This window comes from Salegentibacter profundi (genome assembly GCF_054121475.1).
On record NZ_JBSYGG010000001.1, the window covers coordinates 307,490 to 323,655 of the forward strand.

The 16,166-nt window shown below is 38.0% G+C and carries 17 protein-coding genes; 11 read left to right on the top strand and 6 right to left on the bottom strand.

Going from position 1 to position 16,166, the window contains the following annotated elements:
* Positions 1 to 26 precede the first annotated feature (26 nt).
* Complete coding sequence (locus ACW6NC_RS01480) at positions 27 to 1,376, bottom strand: cytochrome c3 family protein (protein WP_457863318.1); 1,350 nt, start codon at positions 1,374 to 1,376, stop codon at positions 27 to 29.
* Between the two features lie 218 nt (positions 1,377 to 1,594).
* Between ACW6NC_RS01480 and ACW6NC_RS01485 the strand changes: the two genes are divergently transcribed.
* Complete coding sequence (locus ACW6NC_RS01485) at positions 1,595 to 1,984, top strand: SPOR domain-containing protein (protein ID WP_457863320.1); 390 nt, start codon at positions 1,595 to 1,597, stop codon at positions 1,982 to 1,984.
* 69 nt (positions 1,985 to 2,053) lie between these two features.
* On the opposite strand, the gene infB is transcribed toward ACW6NC_RS01485, so the two are convergent.
* Genes infB through rimP form a run of 3 tightly spaced genes read right to left on the bottom strand, consistent with a single transcriptional unit; the run spans position 2,054 to position 6,579 of the window.
* On the bottom strand, positions 2,054 to 4,825 hold the full coding sequence (gene infB / locus ACW6NC_RS01490) for a translation initiation factor IF-2 (protein WP_457863322.1): 2,772 nt from the start codon (positions 4,823 to 4,825) through the stop codon (positions 2,054 to 2,056).
* Positions 4,826 to 4,869: 44 nt separating this feature from the next.
* Positions 4,870 to 6,102 carry a transcription termination factor NusA gene (nusA, locus tag ACW6NC_RS01495; RefSeq protein ID WP_457863324.1) on the bottom strand — a complete coding sequence of 411 codons (1,233 nt, stop codon included), beginning with the start codon at positions 6,100 to 6,102 and terminating at the stop codon, positions 4,870 to 4,872.
* Between the two features lie 12 nt (positions 6,103 to 6,114).
* Positions 6,115 to 6,579, bottom strand: coding sequence for a ribosome assembly cofactor RimP (gene rimP, locus ACW6NC_RS01500; RefSeq protein WP_457863326.1), 465 nt, complete (start codon positions 6,577 to 6,579; stop codon positions 6,115 to 6,117).
* Positions 6,580 to 6,928: 349 nt separating this feature from the next.
* Between rimP and ric the strand changes: the two genes are divergently transcribed.
* Together ric and ACW6NC_RS01510 are read left to right on the top strand one after the other, a co-directional pair.
* The gene (ric, locus tag ACW6NC_RS01505) at positions 6,929 to 7,654 is read left to right on the top strand and encodes an iron-sulfur cluster repair di-iron protein (protein ID WP_457863327.1); all 726 of its coding nucleotides are present in this window, start codon (positions 6,929 to 6,931) and stop codon (positions 7,652 to 7,654) included.
* Positions 7,655 to 7,988: 334 nt separating this feature from the next.
* Positions 7,989 to 8,825, top strand: coding sequence for a universal stress protein (locus tag ACW6NC_RS01510; protein WP_457863329.1), 837 nt, complete (start codon positions 7,989 to 7,991; stop codon positions 8,823 to 8,825).
* Here ACW6NC_RS01510 and ACW6NC_RS01515 read toward each other — a convergent pair.
* Positions 8,822 to 10,339, bottom strand: coding sequence for a hypothetical protein (locus ACW6NC_RS01515; protein ID WP_457863331.1), 1,518 nt, complete (start codon positions 10,337 to 10,339; stop codon positions 8,822 to 8,824). The two genes, ACW6NC_RS01510 and ACW6NC_RS01515, sit on opposite strands and share 4 nt — an antisense overlap.
* 198 nt (positions 10,340 to 10,537) lie before the next feature.
* On the opposite strand from ACW6NC_RS01515, the gene ACW6NC_RS01520 reads away from it, so the two are divergent.
* The 8 genes from ACW6NC_RS01520 to ACW6NC_RS01555 all read left to right on the top strand — a co-directional run bounded on the left by ACW6NC_RS01520 (position 10,538) and on the right by ACW6NC_RS01555 (position 15,341).
* A complete protein-coding gene (locus ACW6NC_RS01520) occupies positions 10,538 to 10,735 on the top strand; it encodes a hypothetical protein (RefSeq protein WP_457863333.1) in 198 nt (65 codons plus the stop codon).
* 129 nt (positions 10,736 to 10,864) lie between these two features.
* A complete protein-coding gene (locus ACW6NC_RS01525) occupies positions 10,865 to 11,488 on the top strand; it encodes a metallophosphoesterase (RefSeq protein WP_457863334.1) in 624 nt (207 codons plus the stop codon).
* Between the two features lie 206 nt (positions 11,489 to 11,694).
* On the top strand, positions 11,695 to 12,027 hold the full coding sequence (locus tag ACW6NC_RS01530; protein WP_457863336.1) for a hypothetical protein: 333 nt from the start codon (positions 11,695 to 11,697) through the stop codon (positions 12,025 to 12,027).
* 137 nt (positions 12,028 to 12,164) lie between these two features.
* On the top strand, positions 12,165 to 12,422 hold the full coding sequence (locus ACW6NC_RS01535; protein WP_457863338.1) for a DUF3098 domain-containing protein: 258 nt from the start codon (positions 12,165 to 12,167) through the stop codon (positions 12,420 to 12,422).
* 6 nt (positions 12,423 to 12,428) lie between these two features.
* Entirely contained in the window at positions 12,429 to 13,226 is a 798-nt protein-coding gene (locus ACW6NC_RS01540) for an undecaprenyl-diphosphate phosphatase (RefSeq protein WP_457863340.1), read from the top strand.
* Positions 13,227 to 13,940, top strand: coding sequence for a tRNA pseudouridine(55) synthase TruB (gene truB, locus ACW6NC_RS01545; protein WP_457863342.1), 714 nt, complete (start codon positions 13,227 to 13,229; stop codon positions 13,938 to 13,940). It begins immediately after the preceding gene.
* Positions 13,941 to 14,053: 113 nt separating this feature from the next.
* Entirely contained in the window at positions 14,054 to 14,764 is a 711-nt protein-coding gene (locus tag ACW6NC_RS01550) for a hypothetical protein (protein ID WP_457863343.1), read from the top strand.
* On the top strand, positions 14,748 to 15,341 hold the full coding sequence (locus tag ACW6NC_RS01555) for a DNA-3-methyladenine glycosylase I (protein ID WP_457863345.1): 594 nt from the start codon (positions 14,748 to 14,750) through the stop codon (positions 15,339 to 15,341). Before ACW6NC_RS01550 ends, ACW6NC_RS01555 begins: the two co-directional genes overlap by 17 nt.
* Here the strand turns inward: ACW6NC_RS01555 and ACW6NC_RS01560 are convergent.
* Positions 15,336 to 16,109, bottom strand: a complete 774-nt coding sequence (locus tag ACW6NC_RS01560; protein WP_457863347.1) for a sterol desaturase family protein — start codon at positions 16,107 to 16,109, stop codon at positions 15,336 to 15,338. The two genes, ACW6NC_RS01555 and ACW6NC_RS01560, sit on opposite strands and share 6 nt — an antisense overlap.
* Positions 16,110 to 16,166 lie beyond the last annotated feature (57 nt).

Below are 16,166 nucleotides of genomic sequence, written 5' to 3' on the forward strand. Positions count from 1 at the left end.
AGCCCCGCATTGCGGGAATATATTTTTTAATAGTGACACTTTGCACATTCAAGGCCACCCATTTGCGCAACGGTTAGTTCTTCAACCCCGTATTTCTTAGATAATTCCTCGTGAATTTTCTCGTAATATTCATTGCCTTCCATTTTTACCTCAGTTTCACGGTGACAATTTACACACCATCCCATTGTAAGGGGAGCATCCTGATAAACCACTTCCATTTCCTGGATTGGACCATGACAGGTTTGACATTGAACTCCACCAACGCTTACGTGTTGAGAATGATTAAAATATGCAAAGTCAGGAAGGTTATGTATCCTCACCCATTTAACAGGCTGAGTTTCTCCGGTATAAGACTGCGTTGAAGGATCCCATCCAACTGCATCATAAAGTTTTGCGATTTCACCATCATAAAATTCTTTAGAATGCTCTTCAGTGGCCGTTTCAGGAGCAACTTCGGAAATGGTCTTATGACAATTCATACATACATTCAGAGATGGAATCCCTGCCTGCTTCGAGGTTCGCGCAGAGGAGTGACAATACTTACAGTCAATCTGGTTGTCACCAGCATGAATTTTATGAGAATAATGAATCGGCTGAATAGGTTGATAGCTTTGATCTACCCCTACCTGCATAAACCAACCATAGGCAAAATAACCTACGGCCAGCAAAACAATAACCGAAGTCACAAGAACCAGGAATTGGTTTTCAACAAAAGCTTTCCATAAAGGTTTCTTCTTAGTTTTTTCCGGCAAAACTACACCAGAAGCTTCAGCAAAATTCTTGAGGGTTTTATTCACAAGGAATAAAACCACAAGAAGCATAACAAGAACAAACACCAGAATAGCGAGTACAACGTTCATGGACACACCACTCTGCGCCCCTCCTGTCTCCTGCCCTCCTGCTTCGCCCGTTGAGGCAGCAGCTGGCTCTGGTTTTGGTTGCTCTACATAAGCCAGAATATCATTGACCTCGGATTCACTTAATTGCGGGAAACCAGGCATAGGAGTATTATTATACTCCTCAAAAATAGCAACAGCTTCCTCATCTCCACTGGCGATAAGATCAGCACTGTTCTCTATCCACTGATACAACCATTGCATATCCCGTTTTTCGGTTATGCCATGAAGCGCCGGTCCAATTGACTCTGAATAAGGCTTATGACAGGCAGCACAAAGTGAATTAAATAAAGATTTTCCATTGGCGGGATCGCCCAGCCCTGAAGCTTCAGCTTCTTCCACCTGTTCTTCTTGTACTTCAGCATCGGCGCCTTGCTCAGCCTCCTCCTGAGACCAACTCAGGAAAGTACACGAAATAAAAAAAGCTACACTTAAGAGCCACAATCGCGAAGTTGAATTTCGGTATTTCACCTTTTTCATATTATAAAGTTGAATTAAGGTCTAAACTTTGGCACGGTATTTTAACGCAAAATAACAATTAAATCTGTTCGCACCCTTAATTTGGTGGACAAAAGTAATATTTAAAGTGGAGTTGCGGAATGTTACTTTCATGTTAACACATAATTTATAATTGTTCTAAATAATAAAATTCCATACTTTCTGTTATTAAATTTTACTTTTGTTCTAAACAAATAATTATGAGAAAACTAAATCTAAAATACATAGGCCCAAGCATCATTTTAGGAGTCCTTTCCATCACCGGAATTCACGCGCAAGAGGGATCCGTCAATCTTATCCAGGATAAAAAAATAGATACTTTGCTGAATTTAAAAGCTGAAATGACAAAGGATAATGAAATCGGCGACCGTTTTAAAATCCAGTTATTTTATGGCGATAACGGCGAGGCAAATGAAGTTATTAAGGAATATAGAAGTAAATATTCTTACCCTTCTTTAATCGCTTATGAAGCTCCAAATTATAAGGTGTGGGTTGGAAACTTTAGAAATAGACTGGAAGCTGATCGGGCCTTATTGAAAATCAAAGAAACCTTCCCCTCTGCTTTCATCCCGAAACCACGTAGACGATAAGGTGAATATTTTAAAATAAAAAAGCTGTTTCGAAAAACGAAACAGCTTTTTTATTTGATTAATTCCGAATTACTTTAACTTCTTCTTCACCTCCACCTCACGGAATGCTTCAATTACATCCCCTTCTTTTATATCATTATAATTCTTCAATTGCATACCGCAATCGTATCCTTTAGAAACTTCCTTCACATCTTCTTTAAAGCGTTTTAAAGAAGCTAGTTCACCCGTAAAAATCACAACACCTTCACGGATAAGTCTGATTCCGGAATTTCTATATATTTTACCCGATGTAACCATACACCCGGCAATAGTTCCAATTTTAGATATCTTAAAGGTTTCCCTTATCTCTGCGGTACCTGTGATCTCTTCTTTCAGTTCTGGTGAAAGCATTCCCTCCATGGCATCCTTAAGATCATTGATAGCATCATAAATAATCGAGTAGGTTCTGATATCGATTTCCTCCTTATCAGCGACTTGCCTGGCGTTTCCTGCAGGTCTTACATTAAATCCAATTATTACGGCATCAGAGGCGGAAGCAAGAAGAACATCACTTTCTGTAATGGCCCCAACCCCTTTATGGATGATGTTTACCTGGATTTCTTCGGTAGAAAGCTTTAGGAAGCTATCGGTAAGCGCCTCAACAGACCCATCAACATCCCCTTTCAGAATAATATTAAGTTCCTTAAACTCACCCAAGGCAATTCGACGCCCTATTTCATCAAGGGTAATATGGCGCTGTGTTCTAACGGACTGCTCTCGTTGCAATTGAGTGCGTTTGGCGGCAATATCTTTAGCTTCTCGTTCATCCGTCATCACTTTGAACTTATCACCCGCTTGTGGTGCTCCATCAAGTCCCAATATTGACACCGGAGTAGAAGGACCAGCTTCTTTAACTTCGTGACCGCGCTCATCGTGCATCGCCTTAATTTTACCGCTATGTCTTCCGGCTAGCACATAATCTCCAATTTTTAGAGTTCCTGTTTGCACCAGAATTGTAGACACATAACCCCTACCTTTATCCAGGTAGGCCTCCACAACTGTACCAGTTGCAATTTTATTAGGATTGGCTTTTAATTCCAGTATTTCGGCTTCAAGAAGAACTTTCTCAAGCAGTTCTTCAACTCCGCTTCCCGTTTTAGCAGAAATATCATGTGACTGCACTTTGCCGCCCCAGTCTTCCACAAGAAGGTTCATTCCTGCTAATTTCTCCTTGATTTTTTCAGGATTAGCAGTTGGAAGATCTGATTTGTTTATGGCAAAAACGATAGGAACTCCAGCTGCCTGAGCGTGAGATATAGCCTCTTTTGTTTGCGGCATCACATCATCATCAGCTGCGATCACAATAATGGCAATATCTGTTACTTGCGCACCACGAGCACGCATTGCCGTAAAGGCTTCGTGACCCGGAGTATCAAGAAATGTCATTCGCTCTCCATTCTTCAGCTCTACACTATAAGCTCCAATATGCTGAGTAATACCCCCGCTTTCACCTGCAATTACATTTTCTTTACGGATATAATCCAGCAAGGAAGTTTTACCGTGGTCAACATGTCCCATTACAGTCACAATTGGCGCACGATCTTCAAGATCCTCAGGATTTTCTACTACCTCATCGGTTGTTTCTTCTATATCTGCAGTAACAAAATCAACTTCATAACCAAATTCATCCGCGACAATAGAAAGCGTCTCTGCATCCAGACGTTGATTCATTGTCACCATCATTCCCAAAGACATACAAGCGGAGATAACTTTAGTTACCGGCACATCCATCATTGTGGCGACTTCACTTACCGTTACAAATTCGGTTACCTTAAGAACTTTACTTGCAGATTCTTGTTCCGCTAAATCATCTTCTGAACGTTGACGATGCTGATCCCTTTTATCTCTACGGTATTTAGCTCCTTTTCCTTTTCCTGATTTTCCCTGAAGTTTTTCAAGAGTCTCACGTACCTGCTTCTGCACTTCTTCCTCACTAGGCTCTTCTTTTGCGATAGGCCTCGCGCGTTTACGACCTCCCGTCGCACCTCCTTTTCTGGTAGATTGACCTGGTGCTCCAGGCTTAGCATCTTTACTTATACGACGGCGACGCTTTTTACGCTTATCTTTTTTATCATCTTCAGCTTTCTTATCCTCTTTTTTCTTTTCGGGTTTTTTAAATTGAGAAAGGTCAATTTTTTCGCCCGTAAAATTAGGTCCGTTAAGCTTGGTATATTTTGTTCTAATTGTAGAGTTTTCCTCCTCTTCAGCCTTGGCTTGTTTTTCCTTCTCAGGTTCAGGAGATTTATCTTTAGCAACAGGCTTAGATTCCGGAGTTGGCTCGGGCTTGGCTTCTTCTTTCTTCTTTTCAGCTTTTGATTCTATAGGCTTCTCTTCCTTCTTCTTCTCTGCTTTCTCCTCCTTCTGCTCTTTTTTCTCGCTAGGTTCCTCAGCTTCTGCAGGTTCTTGTTTTTCAGGAGCTTCAGGCTTCTTATCAAGGTCAATCTTTCCTACTTTTTTAGGGCCAGCAAGCTTAGCTTTAGAAGAAATCACCTCCTCCTGCTCTTGCTCCTGCTCTTTAGCTTCTTCAAGCTTACGCTTCTCCTCCTGTTCTTTCTCACGGGCTATACGCAGCTCTTCCTTTTCCTTACGCTTTTCTTCACCGACTTCTTTGGAAGCTACCTTTTTGCTTTTATCGGTTTCGAACTCATCAGACAGCACCTGATAAATCTCAGGGGAGATCTTTGTAGTAGGACGCGCTTCAATATCGTGACCCTTGGAATTAAGAAATTCCACTGCTCGGTCTAACGAAATATTGAATTCACGTAAAACTTTGTTTAATCGCATTGTTTTTGCTTCAGCCATAAATTGCCCTCTAAATTAACCTGTATTGTATAATCTATTTAATCTTATTCTTCGAATTCTTCTCTAAGCACTCGGATAACGGCACGAATAGTTTCTTCTTCCAAATCGGTACGCCTTACCAGGTCATCCAAATCTTGTTCCAAAATACTTTTTGCCGTATCAAGACCTATCTTAGAAAATTCTGCTATTACCCAATCCTCAATTTCATCGGAGAATTCATTCAACTCAACATCCTCTTCTACACCTTCTCTAAACACATCAATCTCATAACCGGTCAACTGTCCGGCAAGCCTAATGTTATGTCCTCCACGCCCAATGGCTTTAGAAACCTCCTCAGGTCTAAGCATTACTTCGGCAGTTTTATTTTCTTCATCCAATTTCATGGAGGTGATCTTGGCAGGACTCAAGGCCCTGGTGATAAATAACTGATCGTTATTTGTATAATTGATCACGTCAATATTTTCATTGCCCAATTCACGGACAATACTGTGTATTCTCGAACCCTTCATCCCCACACAAGCTCCTACTGGATCAATTCTGTCATCGTAAGAGTCCACGGCGACCTTAGCCTTTTCTCCTGGAACTCTTACCACCTTTTTAATGGTGATTAGCCCATCAAAAACTTCCGGGATTTCTTGCTCAAAGAGCTTTTCCAGAAAACCTGGAGCAGTTCTAGAGAGAATTATACTGGGTTTATTACCTTTCAGTTCCACACTTTCGATGATCCCTCTAACATTCTCTCCTTTTCTAAAAAAATCTGAAGGAATCTGACGATCTTTAGGAAGTATGATTTCATTCCCTTCATCGTCCAGCAAAATTATAGCTCGATGACGAATATGATGAACTTCCGCAGTATAAATTTCACCTTCAAGATCTTTAAAGTGCTTATAGATATTGGTATTATCGTGCTCGTGAATCTTCGATATAAGATTTTGCCTCAAAGCTAAAATAGCACGACGCCCAAGATCAACAAGTTTTACTTCTTCTGAAACATCTTCACCTACCTCAAAATCGGGTTCAATTTTTCTGGCTTCGGTTAATGAAATTTCCTGGTTCGGATCTTCAACTTCACCATCAGCAACCACTACTCGGTTTCTCCAAATTTCAAGATCTCCTTTATCTGGGTTTACAATAATATCAAAATTATCGTCTTCTCCATATTTTTTCTTCAATGCATTCCTGAAAACCTCTTCCAGAATCGCCATAAGGGTAACCCTGTCTATAAGCTTGTCATCCTTAAACTCTGAAAATGACTCAATCAAAGCGATATTCTCCATATCAATTTGCGGTTAAAATGTTATAATAACTTTTGCTTCTACAATATCTGAATAAGCAATCACAGCTTGTTTTTCCACTGTGTGTTTCCCTTTTCCTACTGGTTTAGGTTCTCTTGCTTTCCAGTTCAATGTAATATCCTGCTCTGTTGCCTGGCTTAAATCACCCTCAATCGTTTCTGAAGAGGTCTTTATTTTTAGTTTTCTACCAATGTTCTTTTTGTACTGCCTTGGCAAATGTAGTGGCGCGGAAACACCAGCTGAACTAACCTCAAGAGAAAAATCCTCTTCCTCTCTATCCAAATTATGCTCAATCTGGCGACTTACGGTTATACAATCATTGACAGAAACGCCCTGATCTCCATCTATGATCACCGAAATATGATTATTGGAAGGATTAACCTCAAGGCTAATTAAAAATAAAGAATTATTCTCTTCTAAAGCTTCCTCCAGCAATTTTTCTACTTTATCCTGCAACATAGCTTATAAAAAGAGGGGACTTTCGTCCCCTCGCTGTACTTTTTTTAGTTTCAACGATGCAAATATAATAATAAAAACGGAGATAGAAAACCACACCCACCATCAAATTTTAAGGCATATCATAAAATAAGGTTTTCATTTCTAAAGCTTTAGGAAAGGGCATCATTACCTCCTGGGCCGGATACCCCTATCAGGATGTATTCTCCATTTTGTTTCTACGGAATTTGAATCTTTCCATTATGACTTAACTCATAAAAAGACAGATTCTTAATAACCATCTTTGTTCGAATAAAATCAAAAATTGTTTACCCAGTATAAAAAAGTACTGTTTACTAAAAACACCTGAATTATGGAAAATTTTAAAACAAAGACGGTAGCTCAATTAGTTACCGAAAACATCGACACAGCCCACGTTTTCAAAAAACACGGAATTGATTTTTGTTGCGGCGGAAACATTCCGGTTTCGGAGGCCTGCAAAAATGCAAATGTAGATTACGCTTCACTCGAGCTAGAATTACTCAATGTAAATCCTACAGCAAACAGGGCGAACAATTACAATAGTTGGGAAATTGATTTTCTTACCGATCATATTATTAATGTGCACCACACGTACGTGGAGGAGAACATTCCACTTCTTTTACAATATTCAGCAAAAGTAACGACCGTTCATAGTCACCACGCCCCCGAATTAAATGAAATACATGACCTTGTTTCAGAAGTGGCTGGAGAGCTAAGTTCGCACATGAAGAAAGAAGAGCTTATACTTTTCCCCTTTATTAAAAAACTTGTAAAGGCAAAACGAGAAGAGACCGAAGTTCCTAAGCCACATTTTGGCACAGCAGACAATCCTATTAAGATGATGGAGGCAGAACATGAAACAGCAGGGGAATTATTGAGGAAAATCTCAGCATTAAGCAACAATTATACTCCTCCGGAATTTGCTTGCAACACCTATAAGGCCTTCTATTCAAAATTGGAAGAATTTGAACAGGACCTTCATCAGCATGTCCACCTGGAAAACAATATTCTTTTCCCTAAAACTTTGGATTTAGAAAAGGAGTTAAACCAATCTTAGGTATTGAAGAGTTTTTTAAAGCACTTAGGACAATAATAAAAAAGAAGAGACAAACCAGGAGAGTCTCTTCTTTTTTTAGACAAAATTTTATCCCAGATCAAAGTATTTTGAATGCTCCACTTTGATAAGCAATAATTTTTGTAGAGATAGTTCCAAATAAAATCTTTTTCTCTGCCTCCCATTATTCCATACTTATCCATGGTTAATTTCCTGCATAAATTCCGATCCATCATGTCTTAGGTTTCATAGTACCTGGAACATGTTTACCTTTAAAAGGAAATACCGAAACATATTTTTTTGTACATTTATTACCAACTTATAGGTTTGCATGCACATGAAAAGAATACTTGTTCCCACAGATTTTTCAGATCAGGCTGAAAATGCACTTAAAGTTGCTGCTCAGCTTGCTCGTAAATTTGATAGTGAGATTTATCTCCTGCATATGCTGGAATTACCATTACAGCTAATCGATCCAGTTCAGGGAAGTAACGCGCATAATCTTCCGGAATCAATATTTTTTATGAAACTCGCTCATCAACGCTTTTCAAATTTGATGTCAAAGCCCTATCTGAAAGATCTAAAAGTAAAGGAAACAGTATTATTTCACCAGGCCTTCGAGGGCATAAAAGAAGTTAGCGAAGAAAGGGAATGTGACATTATTATTATGGGCTCTCATGGCGCAAGTGGTTTTAAAGAAATGTTTATTGGGAGTAATACGGAAAAAGTAGTCCGATCTTCCACAGTGCCGGTCCTGGTCATCAAAAAGGAAGAACACGAATTTAAAGTTGAAGATTTTGTATTTGCTACCGATGCCGATGAAGCCAATCGTCACACCTTAACCCAAGCCAGGGAAATTGCCAAAAAACTATCAGCAAACCTGCATCTTCTATTTATTAACACTCCTAATAATTTTATCACCACCAAAGAAGCTTATGAAATGCTCGAAAGATTTACCACGGGCTCTGAGGTAAACGTAGATCAGATAAAAATGCACGTATATAATGACACCAGCGTAGAGAAAGGAATTCTTAATTTCGCCCGAAATTTGGACGCCGGATTAATTGGAATAAGTACCCATGGCCGAAAAGGCATCGCACATTTTTTTAACGGTAGCGTGAGTGAAGACCTGGTAAATCATGCTAATCGGCCGGTAGTTACTTTTCGAATCTAAAAGAAAGATTTTAAGGCTCCTGATTGTATCATCTTCCATAAGTAATTCCAGAATGACCTTGATTTATCCCGGTTTACTTCAATCTGCTTTTGTCTAACGTCATCAGAAATCGCATCATTATTCATGATAAGATTTGTTAAGGCTGATAGGAATTTATTTTTTTGTTTCCCATCCTCTTGAAGAACTTCCACCTTAAAGTTTTTATAAACAAGGCTCATATCACCTGAAGCTTTTGTGTGATTCCCGGAGTATTCAAAAGACATATCCTCTATACTCCCCTTGGCCAAAACATTCAAAGCGGGTTTCATAAACCGATTCATAGCTTCTTGAGAAATTTTATCCATATTTCCTGAAATATTAAATCGGTCATTTCTATTCTTAATATTGAATTCCCAATTCACTCCGAGCGATGCTTCTTGCATGAAATTGGTTTTAACTTCGATTACTGTCCTCTTAAAACCTTTAGCCTGCATATTCCTATTAGATAAATTATAAATACTGGCATGCAGGTTACTAAAATCCACTTCGCCTGGAGAGCGGTCTTTGGCTAATAACTCTTCGTATTTAATATACGTATCACTAATTCTTATGGTGTCCAGGCTTAGTGTAATGGGCAGTCTTCTAATCATTTCACTATACATCGGTTTTGGCCGAGTATCGTCAGGCTGTAACTTATCCCTATAAACCTCTAGATTTGCATTTTTAATCTCCAAGAGGGGGTTTGCTATAGAAAGACTATCGTTGGCAAAACCCCACTTTAAGTCACTAAATATTATTTCTTCTATTGCCAAATCAAAACGATCAAGTTCATGAGGAATATGTTGTTGAAATTCCTGTTTACCATAAATAGGGATAATCTGGAAATCATTTAAAACAGCACGGCCTTTTTCAATATTAACCTTTCCTAAACTTAGATTATGCCTGGGGTCAAGTTTAAAAAAAATTGAATCCGCATTTAAGTTGTAATCTTTATAAGAGAAGGGAATGGGTTTATTCACACTACTGGAATCAACCTTAAACTCCCTAACCTCAAGATGATTGAATTTTACATAAAAAGAATTCTCTGAAGAGTCATTTTCAACTATGGAAAAATCCCCGTTAGTGATTTTTAGATTTTTGATTATTAGGTTCTTTCGAAAAACCAATGAAGATGTCTCTCTGGATTTGAAATTTTCACTCTTATTAAATGTAAAACTAGGATCCTCTATAGTGACTTGCCCTATCTCCAAATCCTTATTATCCTTAAGAAACCTAAGGATCCCAATATTATCTAAACTAAGTTTTTCGGCATTAAAATTTTCACCATTCAACGAGAAGGAAGGGGATTTCAATGCTGCCTTTCGGCTAAGGAGATTAACATCAAGTTCTTCAAATTTCAAATTAATTTTCGATGATGTCTCTTCAATCTCTTTCTTAAGCTTTTCCTCAATAAAATAATTCAGCGTAAAAAGAATAAGGATGGCCAGAATAATTCCTGCTAGCGAGTAAAAAATTTTCTTTGTGTTTTTCTTCAATTTCTAAATTTTATTAAACCCAAATTACAATTCTAATAATCACCCCTAAAGCGTTTAAGAATTTTTAACTTAAAAATTTAACCGCGATATTTCTACATCGTTAAATTTAAGTCAAACATTGAAAATCTGGATTTTGGAGGGATATTTGATTATATCTTTGAACCAAATCAAGAAGGAAAAATGTTTTTAAAAATTAGTGTGAAAATATTATTTATAGCTATAGAGATCTTCCTAGCATTCTATAGCCTTGCAGTAAGCGACAGTTTATTGATCAAGTTTCTGTTCTTTGCTGTAACCGCACTAATTGTGGCCTTCGGCATAACCAAATTAATTACTAAATTACTCCCAATAGATAAGGATTATACCTCTCCAGAACTTGAAGAGGAAGAAAAGTAAGGCTGGTAAGAGCGGATTGTGAGTAAAATGAAGATGAGGATATTTATGGAGAATTCGTTTTTACAGAAAATCCGGTGAAAATCTCACCGGATTTTTTTTATCTTTTGAGTATAAAACATCTCCGATTAAATGAAGTTAGTATGTATTGGTGACACCCATAATAAACACCGGGAAATAACAATGCCTAAAGGTGACGTATTAATCCATGTAGGGGATTTTACTGAGGCTGGCACCAAACCTGAAACCCTGGAATTTTTAGAGTGGTTTATAGAACAACCCTTTAAACACAAAATTTTTATTTCTGGTAACCATGATTTTTTCATGGAAAAATCAGGTCTATCCAATATTAAAAGGCTCCCATCTAATATTTACTACCTTGAGGATGACGGAATAGAAATTGAGGGAGTGAAGTTTTGGGGTTCTCCCGTAACCCCGGGGGATGGAACCTGGGCCTTCAATCGTGAACGGGGAAAAGAAATTCGTAAGCACTGGAACATGATTCCTTCCCAAACGCAAATACTGATTACACACACACCTCCCTATAGCATAAAGGACAGCCTTAGCAATAAACGCCATGTTGGCTGCGAAGAGCTCTTCAAAAAGATCAAACAGCTTCAACTACCTTTGCATATTTTTGGTCATATCCATAACACCTATGGTAAAACCAGGATTTCTCCTACCACATATATAAATGCTTCCAGCCTCGATGATCAATATCGATTTCACCATTCTCCGATCATTTTTGAATTTTAATAGCTATTTAAATTGAATATTATAAATTTACGTAGGAATAAACTTACGTTTTGGGACGATATAGTTAAGGAATTTTATATAATGGAGTTAAACTTTTATTAATCAAAACACTATTAGATTTTTTTTAACAGCAAATGAATAAGCTAATGCTAATTTAGCCTGTGTAATAAGATAAAGATTACTAACCAAAATAACCATTCTTAATTATGAGTACGATTACGCAGGAAAGCCCCATTATTGATGAAGTTAAGAATTTGATCACTTATAGTATCTCTAATCCCGACATAGAAATGACTAATTTCAATACTATGCACAGGGCAATTGTCAAAAAATACTTTGAAGCCAAAAATGTAAAGATCAATTATGCCGAACACACAGTAGAAATGCAAATTCCTGTTGGGAAAAGGCAGTATACCAGCATTACATTTGAATGCCAAAACCTTCAGCGGTTTTTAAAAGCCTGCATCAGAAAAGATGAAAAAAGCCTGGAATTTTACCAGAGTTTACTTACTCATTATAATGTTACACACGCTGCCTGAAACAGAAAAATAAAAACCAAAAGACACAAAGCTGCCGGCCCATGCCCGCAGCTTTTTTAATTCCTGTTATAAAATATTTCCTTTCCGACCCAGTTAGATATTTTTAATTAATTTTGACTCCGTAAACAAGAGCCCTTATGAAGAAAAAAGTAAAGGAAAAAGATCAACCAGAACAGCATTTTGTTTTTGGAAAAAAGAATTACATCTATATGTTCGTGGGCTTGTTCATAATAGCTCTCGGTTTTATTTTAATGGCAGGGGGAGGCAGCGATGACCCCAATGAATTTAATGAGGCCATTTATAATTTTAGACGCATACGCCTTGCGCCTACTTTAGTTCTATTAGGTTTCGCCATTGAAGTTTATGCTATTTTATTGAATCCTTACAAAAAATAATCATCCTTGAACGAATTTGATGCTGCAATTCTTGGAATTATCCAGGGACTTACTGAATTTTTACCTGTTTCCTCCAGTGGCCACCTTGAATTGGGGAAAGCTATTCTAGGAGATACTAGTGTACCGGAAGAATCACTTTTATTTACCGTTGTTTTACATTTCGCCACTGCATTGAGCACCCTGGTTGTTTTTAGAAAAGATGTGGCCGAGATCTTTCGCGGTCTTTTTCAATTCAAATGGAATGAGGAAACCGAGTTCTCTGTGAAAATTATTGTTTCCATGATTCCTGCCGCTTTTATAGGTTTTTATTTCGAGGATGAACTTGAAGCCCTTTTTGGAGGAAATGTTTTATTTGTTGGCTTTATGCTAATAATAACTGCTCTTCTTCTATGGTTGGCGGATAAAGCTAAAAATACGCAGAAAAAGGTAAGTTATTCCAATGCTTTTGTAATTGGTGTTTCTCAAGCAATTTCAATTTTACCTGGAATCTCAAGAAGCGGAGCAACTATTTCTACTTCCGTCATCCTTGGCAATGATAAAACGAAGGCCGCCAGGTTTTCTTTCTTAATGGTGGTGCCCCTTATTATTGGTAAAATCTTTAAAGATCTTATAGACGGTAACCTTGCGCAAAGCACTACAGATGCTTCCCTGCTAATTATCGGGTTTTTAGCAGCCTTTCTCGCGGGACTTGCAGCCTGCACCTGGATGATTGCCCTGGTTAAAAAAAGTAAACTTTCCTATTTCGCTATTTATTGTTTTGTCGTAGGGGTTGCAGCTATTATCTTCGGATATTATAATTACTAAATGAAACCAGAACACTTCACAGCCGATGACTTTAAAAAAGGTAGGATACTCCTATTTGATAAACCTCTGGAATGGACCTCTTTTCAATTGGTCAATAAGGTACGATGGCTTATAAGAAAAAACTGCAGCATCAAAAAAATTAAGGTAGGCCATGCAGGGACACTTGACCCCCTTGCCAATGGTCTTCTCATTATTTGTACCGGAAAGTTCACCAAGAGAATCCAGGAATTGCAAGGCCAAGAAAAAGAATACACTGGGACCTTCAGCCTAGGCTCGACCACTCCATCTTATGATTTGGAAACTGAACCTGACCAGGAATTTCCTGTTGATCATATAACAGAAGAAGACCTTCGTAATACCGTTTTGAAATTCACGGGTGAATTTCAGCAAAGGCCTCCGGTATATTCAGCATTAAAGAAAGACGGGAAAAGACTGTATGAGTTTGCCAGAAAAGGAGAAGCAGTTAAAATTAACAGCCGGTCAGTAGAAATAAGTGAATTTGAAATTGATACAAGTAGGTTCCCGGAAGTAGATTTCAGGGTGGTTTGCAGCAAAGGCACATACATCCGAAGTTTAGCTCACGACTTCGGAAAAGCACTTAAAAGCGGGGCACATCTTTCGAGATTAAGACGAACCAGGATTGGGAAATATGAGGTGGAAGATTCCTTCAGTATTGATTCCTTTAAGAATTTATTACCTTCACAGGAAAACTAATAAAGAAAGAACTCAATTTTAGCTCTGGCACATTTTTTTTAAGAATTCTTAATTCTTACAAGAAAATCACGACAAAACTAAAATAAAAGTTTCGCAGTCAAGTTTTATTAGCCATGGATTTTTTTGATAGACATAAAGCTTTGATTATAACTATCCTGTTTTGTTCAGTAGTAGTGCTGGGCTTATATAATTTCACCTTATCGGAAAAACAGAAACGGATAAGCGAGATGATTGTAGATTTGGAAGATTTTGAGGCAGAACGCAAAGAAATTCCCAAACCAGCCGAGAAAAAAACAGAATCTCCCAAAACTACAGAGATGACTACTCATCGCGCCTTTGATGAAAACCAGGAAGCACGGGAGAAAAATTTTGAGCGGGAAATAGAGGAAATATTCGAAAAAAATAGTGCAAAAAGTGAGGAAATCTCAGAAGATGATAACGAATCTAATGAAGGTGAATACAATTTCCCAAAGGCATCAGAAAAAAATCAAGAGGCTTCTCATGGAAATGAAACTTCTCGGAAAATTTCAAGGAAATCCGGTAGCCTAAGAAGCAGCTCAATTTCTTTTTCCTTAAAGGGCCGTAATGCGGTCAGTATCCCTAATCCTGTCTATACCTGTGACCGCGCAGGAAAGGTGGTAATCAATATTCGTGTTGATGCCAGCGGAAGGGTTCTAGAAACCTCTCTGAATAAGGCCAGCTCCTCCACCACAAATCAATGTTTAATCGATAATGCCCTGCGATACGCTGCCGATGCCTTATTTAGCCAATTACCCGGCAGGGATAACCAACCAGGTACAATCACTTATGAATTCCAACCTTAAGAAAACAACACATCGGTGCGGATGGTGCCAAGGAGATCCTTTGTATGAAGCTTATCATGACCAGGAATGGGGAGTTCCTGTTTATGAGGACCAAAAGATTTTTGAATTCCTCATCTTGGAGACCTTTCAAGCAGGATTAAGCTGGATCACTGTACTTCGTAAAAGGGAAAATTTTCGAGAAGCCTTTGATAATTTCGACTATAAAAAGATCGCGGATTATTCTGAAAAAAAGATCCATGAGTTACTTAGTAATCCTGGCATTATACGGAATAAGTTAAAAGTATATGCCACAATAACGAATGCACAGGCATTTTTGGAAACTCAGATGGAATATGGAAGTTTCAGCAAATATATCTGGAGCTTCGTTGATGGCTCACCTATTCAGAATAGGGTCCAAAATTATAAAGAAGCTCCAGCTACCACAGCAATTAGCGATAAATTAAGCAGGGATTTAAAAAAACGTGGATTTAAATTTGTAGGCTCTACCATCATTTACGCACATATGCAAGCTACCGGAATGGTGAATGACCATGAAATAGATTGCTTCAGGTATAAGGATATCCATCCCAAATTATAGCTCAGGTTTATTATCAGTAGGATTCATTTTTGGACTTTCTGTTCCCATTAATTTATCCCAAAACGTAAAATAGAGGCCATAATTGGTATTGAATTCTGCATGATGAAAATGATGGTGGGTGGCTCCAATTAGTAATTTTCCCAACCAGGTTTTCTGAAATGTTTTCGGGTAGATCTCAATATCCAAGTGATTAATTACACTGCTAATGGTCATTAGAAGCAGATAAAAGACCAACACATAAATATTAACCGGAACAATTAATAGGATAAGGGGTAGAATTATAGCTTCCAGGAAGCTCTCCCAGGGATGAAAGGAAAAAGCAGTCCAGGGGGTGGGCGTCAAGCTATCATGATGAACCTTATGCACGCTTTTATAAATGCTGGGGTGATGCATCCAACGATGTACCCAATAATAGTAAGTTTCGTGTATAAGCAGAACAAGGACAAGACTCACCCCTAAATACCAGTAGCCATACTTTTCAGGATCAAGGTATATTGCGGTTAAATCTTTTGTCCATAACCAAAAGGTAAGTGTCCCGGCAAAAGCAAAAATCAATGAAGCCTTTATACTCCAAATAATTTCTTTTTTAACCTGACCTTTCTTAAACTTCCTTCTGCTCAACTTTTTAGCATTGAACTTTTCAAAGTTCCAGACATAATAGTAATAGTAAAAAATTCCAGCGGCAAGAAAATATCTCAGGAGAATTGCAAAAAAGAAAATCACCAGGTAAAAAAGAAATAGGGTGCCTGTGTTGATTTCGGTTACCATAAATTCGCTGTTAAAGATTAAATTTACATAAATAGCTGATTGTACTGCCCTTTTTCC